The organism is Streptomyces sp. HNM0574 (assembly GCF_012726235.1).
GTDB lineage: Bacteria > Actinomycetota > Actinomycetes > Streptomycetales > Streptomycetaceae > Streptomyces.
In genome coordinates this window covers 112,533-127,656 of the sequence record NZ_JAASAH010000002.1, presented here as the reverse complement: position 1 = coordinate 127,656, position 15,124 = coordinate 112,533, and the positions used below count along the sequence as shown (strand labels likewise).

The following is a 15,124-nucleotide window of genomic DNA, read 5'->3' as shown; positions in this document are numbered from 1 at the left end:
GACGCGAACTCTTGACTCGTCATGTTCACAACTTTAGGTTCACCGCATGCTCAGAGCCGCGCGTGTGGCCGTCCCCGTGCTCGTCTGCTCCCTGGTGACCGCCGCCTCCCTGACGACCCCCGCCGCCCCCTCCCCGGGGCCGCCCCGCCCCGCCGCCCCGCCGTCCGACGGCGGCTGGGTGCTGCGCTCCGACGCCGTGCGCGAGCGGGACAGCCACCGCCCGTACGTCGCCAACGGCTATCTCGGGCAGCGGATCGGGCCCCGCGGCGCGGGCCACTCGGCCACCGGCGAGAAGACCGGCTGGCCGCTGTTCACCCCGCGCCAGGACGGCGCGTTCGTCGCCGGCCTGTACGCGCACGACCCGCGCACCGCCGACGGCCGGCAGGTCCTGGCCGCCCTCCCCACCTGGACGGGGCTCAACCTCACGGCCACCGACGGAGGTTCGGACGGGCGCGGCGAGACCTTCTCCTCCGGCACCCCGCGCGCCCGCGTCTCGGACTGGACGCAGTCCCTCGACCTGCGCCGGGGCCTCGTCCGCACCTCGCTCACCTGGACCGCGTCGGACGGGCGCCGGACGGACCTGACGTACGAGGTCCTCGCCGACCGCGCGCACGCGCACGCCGGCGCGGTGCGCCTGCGCGTCACCCCGCACTGGAGCGGCGGGGCGCGCGTCACCGATGTGCTGGACGGGCGGGGCGCGCGCCGGATCGCCGCCACCGGCGCCGCGGACCGGGGCGCGGGCACGATGAGCGTCGGCTTCCGCGCGGACGGCACCGGGACGGAGGGAGCCGTGGCGTCCACCCTGCGGCCGGGCCCCGCAGTGCGTACAGAGGATGAACAAAAGGCAGCCACGGAACGGAAGTTGACCGCCCGGCAGAGCGCGTCCTTCACCGCCGAGCGCGGCCGCACGTACGCGTTCACCAAGTACGTCGGCGTCGACACCGCGCTGACCTCGTCCGCGCCCCGGGCCGACGCCGTCGCCGCCTCCCGGGACGCGGCGGAGCGGGGCTGGCGGCGGACGCTCGCCGGCCACACGGCGGCCTGGGAGCGGCTGTGGCGCGGCAGCATCGAGGTGGAGGGCAGGCCAGAGCTCCAGCGGTGGATCCGCTCCGCGCAGTACGGGCTGTTCTCCGCCACCCGGAAGGGCGCGGACGACAGCATCGCGCCCACCGGGCTCAGCAGCGACAACTACGCGGGCCTCGTCTTCTGGGACGCCGAGACCTGGATGTACCCGAGCCTGCTCGCCGCCCACCCCGAACTGGCCCGCTCCGTACTGGACTACCGCTACCGCACCCGCGCCGGTGCCCGCGCGAACGCGGAGAAGCTCGGCCACTCCGGGCTCTTCTACGGCTGGAACACCGGCAGCCACGGCGACCTGTGGAAGGAGTGCCACAGCTGGGACCCGCCGCACTGCCGCACCCAGAACCATCTCCAGAGCGACATCGCCCTGGCCGTCTGGCAGTACTACACGGCGACGGGCGACACCGGCTGGCTGCGCGAGCGGGGCTGGCCGCTGCTGAAGGGCATCGCCGCGTTCTGGGCGGACCGGGCCACCAGGAACGGCGACGGCAGCTTCTCCGTGCGGAACGTCGCCGGGCCCGACGAGTACAGCAACGGCGTGGACGACGGCGTGTTCACCAACGCGGGCGCCGCGACCGCGCTCCGGCACGCGGCCCGCGCCGCCGAGCTGCTGGGCGAGACGGCCCCGGCCCGGTGGCGGAAGGTCGCGGACGGCCTGCGCATCCCCTTCGACGAGAAGAACGGCGTCTTCCGGCAGTACGCGGGCTACGACGGCTCGCTCATCAAACAGGCCGACACGGTGCTGCTGATGTACCCCCTGGAGTGGCCCATGCGGAAGGAGACCGCCGCCAGGACGCTGGACCACTACGCGGCCAGGACCGACCCCGACGGCCCCGCGATGACCGACTCGGTGCACGCCGTCGTCGCCGCCGGCACCAACGAGCCGGGCTGCGCGGTGGACACCTATCTGGAGCGCTCCGTACGCCCGTTCATGCGCGGCCCGTACGCGCTGTTCTCCGAGGCGCGCGGCGAGAAGGCCGGAGCCGAGGACCCGCTGTCGGGCTCGCCCGCGCAGGACTTCCTCACCGGCAAGGGCGGCTTCCTCCAGGTGTTCACGAACGGGCTGACCGGACAGCGGATGCGAGAGGACCGGGTGAAGCTGGACCCGATGCTGCCGCCCCGGCTGGCCCGGGGCGTCACCCTCAACGGGCTGCGCTGGCAGGGCCGTACGTACGACATCGAGATGAAGGCGCACCACACCACCGTGCGGCTGCGGGAGGGCGCGCCCTTCCGCGTCGAGGGCCCGCGGGGCGAGCAGACCGTCAGCGAGTCCGCCCCCGCCGTGTTCAGGACCCGGCGCCCCGACCTCACGCCGACGGACGACGCGGCACGCTGCCAGGCGGCGCGGGCCGGCTCCGAGCAGCCGGGCATGTACGCGCGCGCCGCCGTCGACGGCAGCGACGCGACGGCGTGGGCCCCGGACGGCGCGAAGGGCACGCTGACCGTCCGGCTGGCCCGCCCGGTGCCGGCCGCGCGGATCGCGCACACCTGGTCGGGCACGAAGCCCCAAGGCCACCGGACGGAGGTCTCCCCGGACGGCAGGCACTGGCGCCCCGCGCCCCGGGACGGGCAGCGGGCACCGTTCCGCTACGTGCGCACCACGGTGACCTCGGCGGACGCGGACAAGCCCGCCGGGATCGCGGAGTTGCGCGTCACCGAGCGGTGAGCCTGCCCGCTACAGCGGGCACAGCCCGACGAGGAACTCGTCCACCGTCTGGACCAGGTGGCCGCCCGGCAGCGGCTCGTCGCCGTGCCGCCAGTGGACGCGGGAGATCTCGGCGTTGGCGGTGAACGGCACGGGGGAGGTGGTGACGGCGGTGAAGACCGCGCCGTACAGCACCTTGCGCTCGGGGCCCAGCGCGGTCTTCGCGAAGCCGTCGAAGCGGAGCCGGCCGGCGGGCACCACCTGGCCCGTCTCCTCGCGCAGTTCACGCGCCGCGGCCTCCCTCGGCGGCTCGCCCGGTTCGATGCCGCCGCCGGGAAGCTCCCAGCACGCGCGCTCGCACTGGTACGCCATCAGCAGCCGTTCCCCGTGCCGCAGGATCACGACGGCGTAGCCGACCTCGGCGTCCTCGAAGCGGTGGTCCTCGGTGAACTCGGCGGCCGGGTGGAAGGACAGCAGGGCCATGTCACGCGGACCGGTGGCGAGCGGGCTGGGCGCGGCGTCAGTCATGGCGGCCAGCGTAGGCGGCCCGCGCGGAGGGCGTCAGGGGCGGTGCAGTGGAGTGGCTCGGGGGCCAACTGGGTCTGGCGGGAGGGGAGTCACGGCTATAGGTTCACTGCGACCTTTGCCGGATCCAGGGGAGAGCACATGCGCAGAGCGCTCAGATGGTTGTTGTCGTTCGTGGTGCTGATCGGTGTCACGGGCGTCGGCGGCTCGTCGGCGGGGGCCGCCACAGCGGCCGGGACCGACATCAAGGACCGCATCCTCGCCATTCCCGGAATGAGCCTGATCGAGGAGAAGCCGGTCGACGGCTACCGCTTCTTCGTCCTCAACTACGAGCAGCCGGTGGATCACCGGAACCCCGACGAGGGGACCTTCCAGCAGCGGATATCCCTCCTGCACAAGGGAGAGGACCGGCCCACCGTCTTCTACACGGGCGGCTACACCCTGAACCCGGAACCCAAGCGCACCGAACCGACGCAGATGGTGGACGGGAACCAGGTGTCGATGGAGTACCGCTACTTCACCCCGTCCCGCCCGGAACCGGCCGACTGGTCGAAGCTGGACATCTGGCAGGCCGCCAGTGACCAGCACCGCATCTTCTCGGCGCTGAAGCGCGTCTACGCGAAGAACTGGATCTCCACCGGAGCCAGCAAGGGCGGCATGACGGCCACCTACTACCGCCGCTTCTACCCGCAGGACATGGACGGCACCGTCGCCTACGTCGCGCCCAACGACGTGCGGAACGACGAGGACGGCGCGTACTACGACTTCTTCGAGAACGTCGGCACGAAGCAGTGCCGCGACCGGCTGAACGCCGCACAGCGCGAGATCTTCGAGCGGCGCGGCGAGATGGTCGACCGGCTGGCGAAGTGGGCGAAGAAGGGCGGCTACACCTTCGAGACGGTCGGCGGCGTGGACAAGGCGTTCGAGCTGATCGCGCAGGACCTCGTCTGGGGCTTCTGGCAGTACCACCTGGAGGAGAAGGAGTGCGGTGACGTCCCCACGCCCGACGCCTCCACCGACGCCCTCTACACCTGGGCCGACAAGATCGGCGGCTGGGACGCCGGGACGGACCAGGGCATGAAGGACTACGTGCCGTACTACTACCAGGCGGGCACCCAGCTCGGCTCCCCCGACTACGAGGAGCCCCTGCTGGACGACCTGCGCAAGTACCCGGGCCTCAACTCCCCGCGCACGTACGTCCCCAGGGACATCCCGATGGACAGCTTCGACCACGGCGCGATGAAGGACATCGACCGCTGGGTGCGGACCCGGTCCTCCGAGATGCTGTTCGTCAACGGCGAGAAGGACCCGTGGCGCGCGGAGCCGTTCCGGGTCGGCCGGGGCAGCGAGGACTCCCACGTCTACACCGCGCCGGGCGCGAACCACGGCGCGCAGATCGCGATGCTCGCCGGCAAGGACCGGGAGGCGGCCACCGAGTCGCTGCTCGAATGGGCGGGCGTGGACCGCGCCGCGGCCGACAAGGGCGCCGCGCCGAAGCGGCTGACCACGTACGACGCCGAGCTCGACCGTCCCGACCCCAGGGAGCGGATGCTGCGCCCCTGACCGGGGCGCGAGTGCCGGGCCGTCCCGCGGAGCAGGTGCGCGGGGCGGCCCGTTCGCGGTGTCAGCCCCGGACGGCCGCGAGGCCCAGCAGGTGGTCGCGGACGCCGGGCAGGAGCGCGGGCAGCTCCGGCGCTTCCGGGTGCCAGCGCTTCTCGTACTCCCAGCACAGCCAGCCGTCCCGCGCCACCAGCCCCACCGCCTCGGGCAGCGGCAGGACGCCGGCGCCGGGCGGGAGCGGTGCGGTGTCCTCGGCCGAGGCGACGTCCTTGACCTGCACATATCCGAGGTGGGGAGCGAGCGCGCGGTGGCTCCTCGCGGGGGTCTCGCCGCCGAGCCAGGTGTGCAGCACGTCCCACAGTGCGCCGGCCGCCGGGTGGCGCACGGCGTCGAGGACGCGGGCGACGTCCTCGCCCCGGCGGTGCGAGTCGTGGGACTCCAGCAGAATCCGCACCCCCAGATCCGCGGCGACGGGCGCGGCCCGCGCCAGCCGCCGCACCGCGTACGCGTCGCCCTCCCCGGACCCCGCGTCCCCGCCGCCGGGGAACACCCGGACGTACGGTGCGCCCAAGTCGCGGGCCAGCTCCAGCAGTTGCCGCAGTTCGGCGAGCACCTCCCCGTCGTCCCCGGGCGCGGCCACGCGGACGTATCCGGCGAGGGCGAGGAGGCGGACCCCGGCGGACGTGAACTCCTGGGCCGCCTCGGCGCGTTGGCGCGGGGAGAGGCCGGGGTGGACGGGTTCCTCGGGGTGGGTGCGCAGTTCGACGCCCTGGAAGCCGCAGTCGGCGGCGAGGCGGACCACCTCGGGCACGGGGAGGCCGGGGACACCGAGGGTGGAGAAGGCGAGTCGCATCCGCTCACCGCACCAGACGGCGGCGTGCGCCACAAGCACCGCGTGGGGGCGAGGGGGCCGGGTCACCGGCCGGCCCCCTCGAAGCCCGGGCGGGTCAGGAGAAGCGGTCGACGTTCTTCTGCGTGACGACCTTCACGGGGACCTTGATCTGCTTGTCCACGTCGTTGTCGTTCGCGAGTCTGACCGCGTTCCGTACCGCCATTCTGCCCAGTTCGTCGGGCTGTTGGGCGATGGAGCAGGTGAGCTTGCCGCCGGCGATCGCCTTCAGGCCCTCCGGCGTCCCGTCGAAGCCGATGACCTTCACCTTGGTGCCCGCGTCGCCCTTGAGGGCCTTGACGGCGCCGAGCGCCATCTCGTCGTTCTCGGCGAACACACCGGTGATGTTCGGGTGGGACTGGAGCGCGTTCGTGGTGACGTCGAGGCCCTTGGCCCGGTCGAAGTCGGCGGGCTGCTTGGCGACGACCTTGATGCCCGGGTACTTCTTGATGCCCTCCGCGAAGCCCTTGCCGCGTTCGCGGGAGGCCGAGGTGCCGGACTGGCCGCGCAGGACGAGGATTTCGCCCTGTTCGTCGAGCTCCTCGGCGAGCTGCTTGGCGGCGAGCCTGCCGCCCTCGACGTTGTCGGAGGCGACGGTCGCCTTCACGTCCCCCGAGTTGATGCTGCGGTCGGCGGCGAGGACGGGAATGTCCGCGTTGGAGGCCGCCTTCACGGCGGGGGCGGCGGCCTCGGAGTCCACGGGGTTGATGATGACGGACTTCATGTTCTGACTGGTGAAGTTCTGCACCTGGTTCACCTGCCGTGACGCGTCGTCCTGGGCGTCCTGGACGCTCAGTTCGACCCCCTGGCTCTTCGCCTCGGCCTCGGCGCCCTTCTTCATCTCGACGAAGAAGGGGTTGTTCAGGCTGGATATGGCCAGCCCGAGTTCAATCTTGTCTCCACTTGTGGAGTCAGTGCTTCCGGTTCCACACGCGGTCGCCGTGAAGACCAGTGCCGCAGTGGTCAGTGCGGCGGACGTGCGCTTGCCCTTGCTCATTGCTGCATTCCTTGCAGTCGACGGCAGATGAAACGAACACGTGCTCCCCCCATCGCATAGAGATCATGCGCGGCGACGCAGTGTATCGATAAGCACGGCGAGCGCAATGACTGCTCCGATCACGACTTGCTGCCAGAAAGCCGACACGTTCAGCAGGTTGAGACCGTTCCGCAGGACGGCCAGGATCAGCGCTCCGACCAGCGTCCCCGAAGCCTTCCCGACGCCCCCGGACAGGCTCGCGCCGCCGATCACCACCGCCGCGATGGCGTCCAGTTCGTACCCCGCGGCGGCCTGCGGCTGCGCCGAGGCCAGCCGGGACGCCAGCACGATGCCCGCGACCGCGGCGAAGCCCCCCGACAGCGCGTAGACGACGAGCTTCTGACGCCCCGTCCTGATCCCCGAGAGGCGGGCCGCCTCCTCGTTCCCGCCGATCGCGTACATCGCGCGTCCACTGAACGTCCGCGTGAGCACCACAGCTGTGACGACGCCCATCGCCACCATCACCAGCACCGGTACGGGCAGCCAGCCGCCGAGCGTCTCGCCGAGCGAGGCGACGGAGTCGGGCAGCGTGATCGGGCTCCCCTCGGACATCACCAGTGCCAGCCCGCGCCCCACCGAGAGCATGGCCAGCGTGGCGATGAACGGCGGCAGCTTCCCGTACGCCACCAGCCCGCCGTTGACCAGGCCGCAGGCGACACCCGTGGCCAGCGCGAGAAGCACCGACAGCCAGACGGGCAGGCCCTGTTCGGTCGACATCCAGCCGAGCATGATGGCGGCCAGCGCGGCGACGGAGCCGACGGACAGGTCGATGCCGCCCGCGACGATCACGAAGGTGACGCCGAAGGCCAGCACCGCGGTCACGGCCGCCTGGACGCCGACGTTGAGCAGGTTCTGGGTGCCCAGGAAGTCCGGCGACATCACCGCGAGCACGGCGACCAGGACGACCAGCGCGCTCAGCGCCCCGTTCTCCGCCAGCAGCCGCCGCGCCGTCGCGGCGAAGTCCCCGCCGCGCGGCCCGGCTTGGGCCCCGCCGGACCCCTTGCGGTGGTCCCCGGCGGCACCGCTCTTCCGGGTCTTCCGGGTGTCAATGGCCACGAGGGGTCTCCCTGTCCTTCGCTTCGTCCGTGTTCCGTTCCGAGTGGTGCGCCGTGGTCCCGACGGCCAGTTCCATGACCGCGTCCTGGGTGGCGTCGCGCCGGGTCAGCTCCCCGGCGATCCGGCCCTGGGACATGACCAGGACCCGGTCGCTCATGCCCAGCACCTCGGGCAGATCGCTGGAGATCATCAGCACCGCGTGCCCCGAGGCGGTCAGTTCGTTGACGAGCTCGTAGATCTCGACCTTCGCGCCGACGTCGATGCCCCGGGTGGGCTCGTCGAGGATCAGCACCCGGCTGCGGGCCAGCAGCCACTTGCCGATGACGACCTTCTGCTGGTTGCCGCCCGAGAGCGTGCGCATGGGCTGGCGGGGCCCGGACATCCGCACCGCCAGCCGATCGGCGATGCGTGCCGCGTCCCTGCGCTGGCCCGCGCGGTCGACGAAGCCGCCGCGGGTGGCCGAACCGAGCGTCACCAGGCCGAGGTTGTCCTCCACCGAGGCGTCCAGCAGCAGCCCCTGGCCCTTGCGGTCCTCCGGCACCAGCCCGACCCCGGCGGCCAGCGCCGCCTGGACGTCGTGCCGCGCCAGCCTCCGGCCGTCCACCTCCACGCTGCCCGCGTCGTACGGGTCAGCCCCGAACACGGCACGGGCGACCTCGGTGCGGCCCGCGCCCACGAGGCCCGCCAGGCCGACCACTTCACCGGCCCGCACCTCGAACGAGACGTCCGCGAAGGCACCCGCGCGGGTGAGCCCGGCGACCCGCAGCAGCGGCGCCCCGGAACTCCCGCGCTCCGGCGCGCTGTCCGCCACCTCCCCGGCGCCTTCCGTCCGGCGCACCTGCGCCGCGTGGCGCGGGTACTGCTGCTCGATGCTGCGGCCGACCATCATGCGCACCAGGTCGTCGCGCGGTGTGGTGGCCGGTACCTGGCCGACGCTCCGGCCGTCCCGGATGACGGTGACCCGGTCGCCCAGCGCCGCGATCTCCTCCAGATGGTGCGTGATGAACACGACGCCCACCCCCTCCGACCGCAGCCGGCGCACGAGCCCGAACAGCCGGTCCACCTCGCCCGCCGTCAGCGTCGCCGTCGGCTCGTCCATGACGAGGATGCGCGCGTCCAGGCTCAGGGCCTTGGCGATCTCGACCATCTGGGCGTGTGCGATGCCCAGTTCACCGACGGGCGTGCCGGGCGGGACGTCCACCCCGACCCGGTCGAGCAGCACGGCCGCGTCCGCGCGCATCCGTTTCCGGTCCACCATCCCGAACCGCCGGGGCTGCCGTCCGAGGAAGATGTTCTCCGCGACGGAGAGCTGCGGGACGAGGGTGAACTCCTGGTGGATGGTGGCGATTCCGAGCCGCGCCGCGTCCTCGGCGCCGCCGACGCGTACGGGCCTGCCCTCGCGCAGCACCTCGCCCTCGTCCGCGCGGTGCACCCCGGACAGCACCTTGATCAGAGTGCTCTTCCCCGCGCCGTTCTCACCGAGCAGGACGTGCACCTCGCCGGAACGGAGGTCGAAGTCGACGCCGTCCAGGGCCACGACGCCGGGGAAGGTCTTGCGGATGCCCCGGGTGCGCAGCAGCTCGCGGGCCGGCCCTCCGGGGGGCGGGCCCCCTCGCCTGCCGGGGTCGGGGGTGGTCACGTGGGGCTCCCTTCGTCTTCGCCGCAGGAACGGCGCGCTGTGAGGCGGGCGGTGAGCGTGACGGAGTCCGCTCCGCGGCCCTCGATCAGGCCGGTGAGGGCGTGTACCGCGCGGTGCCCGAGCTCCTCCGTGGGCTGGGCGACCGCGGTGATCGGCGGGTCGGTGTGCAGGAACCACGGGACGTCGTCGAAGGCGGCGAGGGCCATGTCGCGGGGGACGCGCAGGCCGCGGGAGCGGAGTTCGTCCATCGCGCCCAGGGCCATCAGGTTGTCCGTGGCGAAGATGACCTCGGGGGGCTCCTCCAGCGCGAGGAAGCGGGCCGTCGCACGGCGTCCGCTCTCGGCCTGGAAGTCGCCCTGCCCCACGTAACGGGCGGGCAGGGACAGGCCGTGCGCCGCGAGCGCGTCCCGGAACGCGTCGACGCGTTCGTTCCCCGTGGTGGTCTCGCTGGGCCCGCCGATGATGGCGATCCGGCGGTGGCCCAGCGCGCGCAGGTGGCCGACGAGCGCGTGCACGGCGGCGGAGCCGTCGGTGCGGACCACCGGCACGTGCGCGAAGGCGGCTTCGTCGATCCAGCGGTCGACGAACACCATGGGTGTGCGCGCCTGCGCCGCCTCCCGGGTGAGGGCCGTGCCGCCGTGCGTGGGGGAGACCAGCAGGCCGTCGATGCGGCGGTCGAGCAGCGTGCGGATGTGGTGGTCCTGGAGGTCGGGCCGCTCGTCGGCGTTCCCGATGATGACGCTGTAGCCGCGCTCCCGCGCCGCGTCCTCGACGGCGCGGGCCAGCTCGGTGAAGAACGGGTTGAGCACGTCGCTGATGACCAGTCCGAGGGTGCGGGTCTGGTGCGTACGCAAGGAACGGGCCACGGCGTTGGGCCGGTAGCCGAGGTCGGTCACCGCCGACAGCACGCGCGAGCGGGTGTCCTCGCGGACGGCGGGGTGCTCGTTCAGCACGCGCGAGACGGTGGCGACCGAGACACCGGCCCGGGTGGCGACGTCCTTGATGCTCGTCATCGCAGGGACTCCCGAGGGGAAGATCGTGCGCCGTGGTAACGATTACATCCGTCATGAGAAGCGACGCCCGCCGCGCGGCACAAGGGGTCGACATCCGATCGTGACCATGCCAGCGGCCCCTGGTTCAGGGGGAGTTGGGTGTACGGGGGGCGTGGCCGACGGCGCGGACGAGCGGGCAGGCGCGTACGCGGTCACCCTCCGGCCTTCCAGGGGAGCGAGTCCCCCGCAGTGGTGATTCCTGTCACGACGCGTGCAGGAATGGTGCTTCAGTGCAATCCGCCGCATACCGCCGTGACCCGGGCGAAACGTCCTCCGGTGCCCGTCGGCTCCCGGAGGGCTCCGGGCCAGGCTGTTCGCGCGGTTTCCGCGGGTCCGCGGCGCACCGTGCTGACACCCCGTCTCGGCGGCGCGTCGTCGCACGCCACGGGCGCGGGGGGTACCGGGGGATGACCGGTGGAGCTCCGAGGGTGCAGGATGTTCCCTTGGGCGGCACTCCGTGCCACCCAGGAGCCCTTTGGCCGACCCCGAGTGCACCGCACTGCACGGAATGGGGGACAGTGGAGAGAGTCAGGGCACCTCGAAGAAGAGGCACTACGTCGGTGAGGGATGACGTGAGCGACAACTCTGTAGTACTTCGGTACGGAGGCGACGAGTACAGCTACCCGGTGGTCGAGAGCACGGTCGGCGACCAGGGCTTCGACATCGGCAAACTGCGCGCCGAGACCGGTCTGGTGACCCTGGATTCGGGCTACGGCAACACCGCCGCCTACAAATCCGCCATCACCTACCTGGATGGCGAGCGGGGCATTCTGCGCTACCGCGGGTACCCCATCGAGCAGCTGGCCGAGCGCGGTTCGTTCATCGAGACCGCCTACCTGCTGATCAACGGCGAGCTGCCGACGGTCGATCAGCTGGCCGGTTTCCAGAACGAGATCACCCAGCACACGCTGCTGCACGAGGACGTCAAGCGGTTCTACGACGGCTTCCCGCGTGACGCTCACCCGATGGCCATGCTGTCCTCGGTCGTCAGCGCCCTGTCGACCTTCTACCAGGACAGCCACAACCCGTTCGACGAGGAGCAGCGGCACCTCTCGACGATCCGCCTCCTGGCCAAGCTGCCGACCATCGCGGCCTACGCCTACAAGAAGGCCATCGGTCACCCGGTCGTCTACCCGAGCAACGACCTCGGGTACGTCGAGAACTTCCTCCGGATGACCTTCTCCGTCCCGGCCGCCGACTACGAGTTGGACCCGGTCGTCACCAGCGCCCTCGACAAGCTGCTGATCCTGCACGCGGACCACGAGCAGAACTGCTCGACCTCCACCGTGCGCCTCGTCGGCTCCTCGCAGGCCAACATGTTCGCCTCGGTCTCCGCGGGCATCAACGCCCTGTGGGGCCCGCTGCACGGCGGCGCCAACCAGAGCGTGCTGGAGATGCTCCAGAGCATCCAGGCCGACGGCGGCGACGTCGACACCTTCATCCGCAAGGTGAAGAACAAGGAAGACGGCGTGAAGCTCATGGGCTTCGGGCACCGCGTCTACAAGAACTTCGACCCCCGGGCGAAGATCATCAAGAGCGCGGCGCACGACGTCCTCTCCGCCCTCGGCAAGAGCGACGAGCTGCTCGACATCGCGCTCCGCCTGGAGGAGCACGCCCTCAGCGACGACTACTTCGTGGAGCGCAAGCTCTACCCGAACGTCGACTTCTACACCGGCCTCATCTACCGCGCCATGGGCTTCCCGACCAGCATGTTCACCGTGCTGTTCGCGCTCGGCCGGCTGCCGGGCTGGATCGCCCAGTGGCACGAGATGATCAAGGAGCCCGGCTCCCGGATCGGCCGCCCGCGGCAGATCTACACCGGCGTGGTCGAGCGCGACTACGTCCCCGTCGAGTCCCGCTGATCCCTCCCCGGGAATCGTCGGACGCCTCTCGGAGTCCCCTGGGAAGGCCCCGGTCGTCATCGGCCGGGGCCTTTCGCATGCCCGCGCGCCGTCCCGGGCGCCCGCGCGCCGCTGCGGAGCGAGGGGCGCCGGAAGAGATCTACGGAGAGACGTAGATCACAGAAATTGGGGGGTAACCATTTCGGGGATTCGCCTGTCTAACCGGGAGACGACCGGCTCCCGGCGGAACCGTCGTCACGCGTCGAGCGAGTCTTTGGGGGACGAGCCCGGCGCCGCACAAAAGGGTGAACGTGCCCGGGGAGCTTTGAGCGGCCCTCCCGTCCGTACGTACAGCCATGCGAGCACCCGGCCAGGATCCCGTGGGGGGAATCCGTGACCGGGAAACGAGAGCGCCCCGCCGGCGGGCCCGTGGGGGGACCTGTCGGACGGGGCGCTTTTGGTGTGCTCAGTCCGCCGTCCGGCCGAAGCGGCGCAGGCGGAGGCTGTTGGTGACGACGAAGACGGAGGAGAAGGCCATCGCGGCCCCGGCGATCATCGGGTTCAGGAGACCGGCGGCGGCGAGCGGGAGCGCGGCGACGTTGTAGCCGAAAGCCCAGCAGAGGTTGCCCTTGATGGTGGCCAGGGTGCGCCGCGAGAGGCGGATCGCGTCGGCCGCGGCACGCAGGTCGCCCCGGACGAGGGTGAGGTCGGCGGCCTCGATCGCGGCGTCGGTGCCGGTGCCGAGGGCGAGGCCGAGATCGGCCGTCGCCAGGGCGGCGGCGTCGTTCACGCCGTCGCCGACCATGGCGACGGTGCGGCCCTCGCTCTGGAGGCGGGCGACGGTGCGCGCCTTGTCCTCGGGGAGGACCCCGGCGATGACATCGCCCGAGCCGATGCCGACCTCCCGGGCCACGGCCTGGGCGACGGCCTGGTTGTCGCCGGTGAGCAGGTACGGGCGCAGCCCGAGCTGCCGCAGCCGGCGCACCGCCTCGGGGCTGCTCTCCTTCACCGAGTCCGCGACGGCGAGCAGGCCGCGCACCGCTCCGTCCCAGGTCACGGCCACGGCCGTGCGGCCCTGCCGCTCCGCCTCCCGCCGGGCCGCGGCCAGCGCCTCCGGCAGCTCGACGGCGCGGGTGACCTCGACCCTCCGGCCGTCCACGGTTCCGCGTACGCCCGTGCCCGCGAGGTTCTCGAAGTCCCGCACCACCGGCGCGGGTGCGTCCGCGGCCCCGCGCTCCCGGGCGCCGGCCGCGATCGCCCGCGCGACGGGGTGCTCGGAGGCGTCCTCCAGGGCGCCCGCCACGCGCAGCAGTTCGTCCGCGTCGGTCCCCTCGGAGGGGACGACGTCGAGCAGGGTCATCGCGCCGGTGGTGACGGTTCCGGTCTTGTCGAGGACGACGGTGTCGATGCGGCGGGTGCTCTCCAGCACCTCGGGGCCCTTGATGAGGATGCCCAGCTGGGCGCCGCGTCCGGTGCCGACCATCAGCGCGGTCGGCGTGGCCAGGCCCAGGGCGCAGGGGCAGGCGATGATCAGCACGGCCACCGCGGCGGTGAACGCCTCGGCGGCTTCGCCGGTCAGCGCCAGCCAGACCAGCAGCGTGCCCACGGCCAGCAGCAGGACGACGGGGACGAAGACCGCGGAGATGCGGTCGGCGAGGCGCTGCACCTCGGCCTTGCCGCTCTGCGCCTCCTCGACGAGCCGCGCCATCCGCGCCAGCCGGGTGTCCGCGCCGACCCGGCCGGCCTCGACGACCAGACGCCCCGAGACGTTCACCGTCGCGCCCGTCACGGCGTCGCCCGCCGAGGCGTCCACGGGGACGGACTCGCCGGTCAGCATCGAGGTGTCCACCGCGGAGGCGCCCTCCAGCACGGTGCCGTCCGTCGCGATCTTCTCCCCGGGGCGGACCACGAACCGGTCGCCGACGGCGAGCGCGGAGACGGGGACGCGGACCTCCGCGCCGTCCCGCAGCACGGCGACGTCCTTGGCGCCCAGGTCCATCAGCGCCCGCAGCGCGGAGCCCGCCTTCCGCTTGGCCCGCGCCTCCAGGAAGCGGCCGAGCAGGATGAACGTGGTGACGCCGGCGGCGACTTCGAGGTAGACGGTGGAGGCTCCGGGCATCCGGCCGTCGCCGGTGACCGCCGACAGCGCCGAGCCGAAGCCGTGCCGCATGCCCGGGTCGCCGGCGTCGCCCAGGAACAGTGCCCACAGGGACCAGCCGAACGCGGCGAGCGTGCCCACCGAGATCAGGGTGTCCATGGTGGCCGCGCCGTGCCGCAGGTTCGTCCAGGTGGCGCGGTGGAAGGGCAGGCCGCCCCACACGACCACGGGCGCGGTGAGGGTGAGCGAGAGCCACTGCCAGTTGTCGAACTGGAGCGGCGGCACCATCGCGAGCAGGACGACGGGGAGCGACAGGACGAGCGTGACGAGGAAGCGCTGCCGCAGCGCGGCGGTCTCCCCGTCCTCGCCGTCCGCCTCGCTCGCCCCGGGCGGCGCGTCTTCCGTGCCGTCGGCCCGCGGCTCGGGCTCGGGGGCGGCGGCGGGCGGGGGCTCGGCGGTGTAGCCGGTGCGTTCGACGGTGGCGATCAGGTCCTCGACCGTCACCGTGCCGCCGTGCGCGATTCTCGCCTTCTCCGTCGCGTAGTTGACGGTGGCGGTGACGCCGTCCATCCGGTTCAGCTTCTTCTCCACGCGGGCCGCGCACGAGGCGCAGGTCATGCCGCCGATGGCGAGTTCGACCCGGTGCTCGGGGGCGGCCGGGACGCCGGCCTCCGGCGGGGCCGGGGTGGTGCTGCTGGACATG

General features: G+C 72.4%; 8 protein-coding genes and 2 pseudogenes. 4 read left to right on the top strand and 6 right to left on the bottom strand.

The features are described 5' to 3' along the window. Positions 1–46: 46 nt before the first annotated feature. A complete protein-coding gene (locus tag HCC30_RS04125; protein ID WP_169440621.1) occupies positions 47–2,746 on the top strand; it encodes a glycosyl hydrolase family 65 protein in 2,700 nt (899 codons plus the stop codon). Between the two features lie 9 nt (positions 2,747–2,755). On the opposite strand, the gene HCC30_RS04120 is transcribed toward HCC30_RS04125, so the two are convergent. After that, positions 2,756–3,253 (bottom strand): NUDIX domain-containing protein, encoded by a 498-nt coding sequence (locus HCC30_RS04120; RefSeq protein WP_206323366.1) that lies wholly within the window; start codon positions 3,251–3,253, stop codon positions 2,756–2,758. Between the two features lie 138 nt (positions 3,254–3,391). Between HCC30_RS04120 and HCC30_RS04115 the strand changes: the two genes are divergently transcribed. Next, the gene (locus HCC30_RS04115; RefSeq protein ID WP_169440620.1) at positions 3,392–4,813 is read left to right on the top strand and encodes a S28 family serine protease; all 1,422 of its coding nucleotides are present in this window, start codon (positions 3,392–3,394) and stop codon (positions 4,811–4,813) included. Between the two features lie 61 nt (positions 4,814–4,874). On the opposite strand, the gene HCC30_RS04110 is transcribed toward HCC30_RS04115, so the two are convergent. From HCC30_RS04110 to HCC30_RS04090, 4 genes and pseudogenes are all read right to left on the bottom strand, one after another. Then, entirely contained in the window at positions 4,875–5,663 is a 789-nt protein-coding gene (locus HCC30_RS04110) for a sugar phosphate isomerase/epimerase family protein (protein WP_169440619.1), read from the bottom strand. A gap of 94 nt (positions 5,664–5,757) precedes the next feature. Further along, positions 5,758–7,674: pseudogene (locus HCC30_RS28390) on the bottom strand (substrate-binding domain-containing protein). 106 nt (positions 7,675–7,780) lie between these two features. Continuing rightward, positions 7,781–9,430 (bottom strand): sugar ABC transporter ATP-binding protein, encoded by a 1,650-nt coding sequence (locus HCC30_RS04095; RefSeq protein ID WP_346776489.1) that lies wholly within the window; start codon positions 9,428–9,430, stop codon positions 7,781–7,783. Continuing rightward, positions 9,427–10,443 (bottom strand): LacI family DNA-binding transcriptional regulator, encoded by a 1,017-nt coding sequence (locus tag HCC30_RS04090; protein WP_169440617.1) that lies wholly within the window; start codon positions 10,441–10,443, stop codon positions 9,427–9,429. Before HCC30_RS04090 ends, HCC30_RS04095 begins: the two co-directional genes overlap by 4 nt. A 166-nt stretch (positions 10,444–10,609) precedes the next feature. On the opposite strand from HCC30_RS04090, the pseudogene HCC30_RS28385 reads away from it, so the two are divergent. Both HCC30_RS28385 and HCC30_RS04085 read left to right on the top strand, forming a co-directional pair. Continuing rightward, a pseudogene (locus HCC30_RS28385) lies at positions 10,610–10,893 on the top strand (ATP-binding domain-containing protein); the annotation flags it as partial. A gap of 161 nt (positions 10,894–11,054) precedes the next feature. Next, positions 11,055–12,344: a citrate synthase gene (locus HCC30_RS04085; RefSeq protein ID WP_169440616.1), complete on the top strand. Its 1,290-nt coding sequence runs from the start codon at positions 11,055–11,057 to the stop codon at positions 12,342–12,344. A gap of 445 nt (positions 12,345–12,789) precedes the next feature. Here HCC30_RS04085 and HCC30_RS04080 read toward each other — a convergent pair whose 3' ends face one another. After that, positions 12,790–15,123 carry a heavy metal translocating P-type ATPase gene (locus tag HCC30_RS04080; protein ID WP_169440615.1) on the bottom strand — a complete coding sequence of 778 codons (2,334 nt, stop codon included), beginning with the start codon at positions 15,121–15,123 and terminating at the stop codon, positions 12,790–12,792. Position 15,124 lies beyond the last annotated feature (1 nt).

Coding starts and splice junctions, on each gene's coding strand:
- HCC30_RS04115 (WP_169440620.1), top strand. CDS start 3,392: ATGCGCAGAGCGCTCAGATGGTTGTTGTCGTTCGTGGTGCTGATCGGT.
- HCC30_RS04080 (WP_169440615.1), bottom strand. CDS start 15,123: ATGTCCAGCAGCACCACCCCGGCCCCGCCGGAGGCCGGCGTCCCGGCC.
- HCC30_RS04120 (WP_206323366.1), bottom strand. CDS start 3,253: ATGACTGACGCCGCGCCCAGCCCGCTCGCCACCGGTCCGCGTGACATG.
- HCC30_RS04125 (WP_169440621.1), top strand. CDS start 47: ATGCTCAGAGCCGCGCGTGTGGCCGTCCCCGTGCTCGTCTGCTCCCTG.
- HCC30_RS04110 (WP_169440619.1), bottom strand. CDS start 5,663: ATGCGACTCGCCTTCTCCACCCTCGGTGTCCCCGGCCTCCCCGTGCCC.
- HCC30_RS04090 (WP_169440617.1), bottom strand. CDS start 10,443: ATGACGAGCATCAAGGACGTCGCCACCCGGGCCGGTGTCTCGGTCGCC.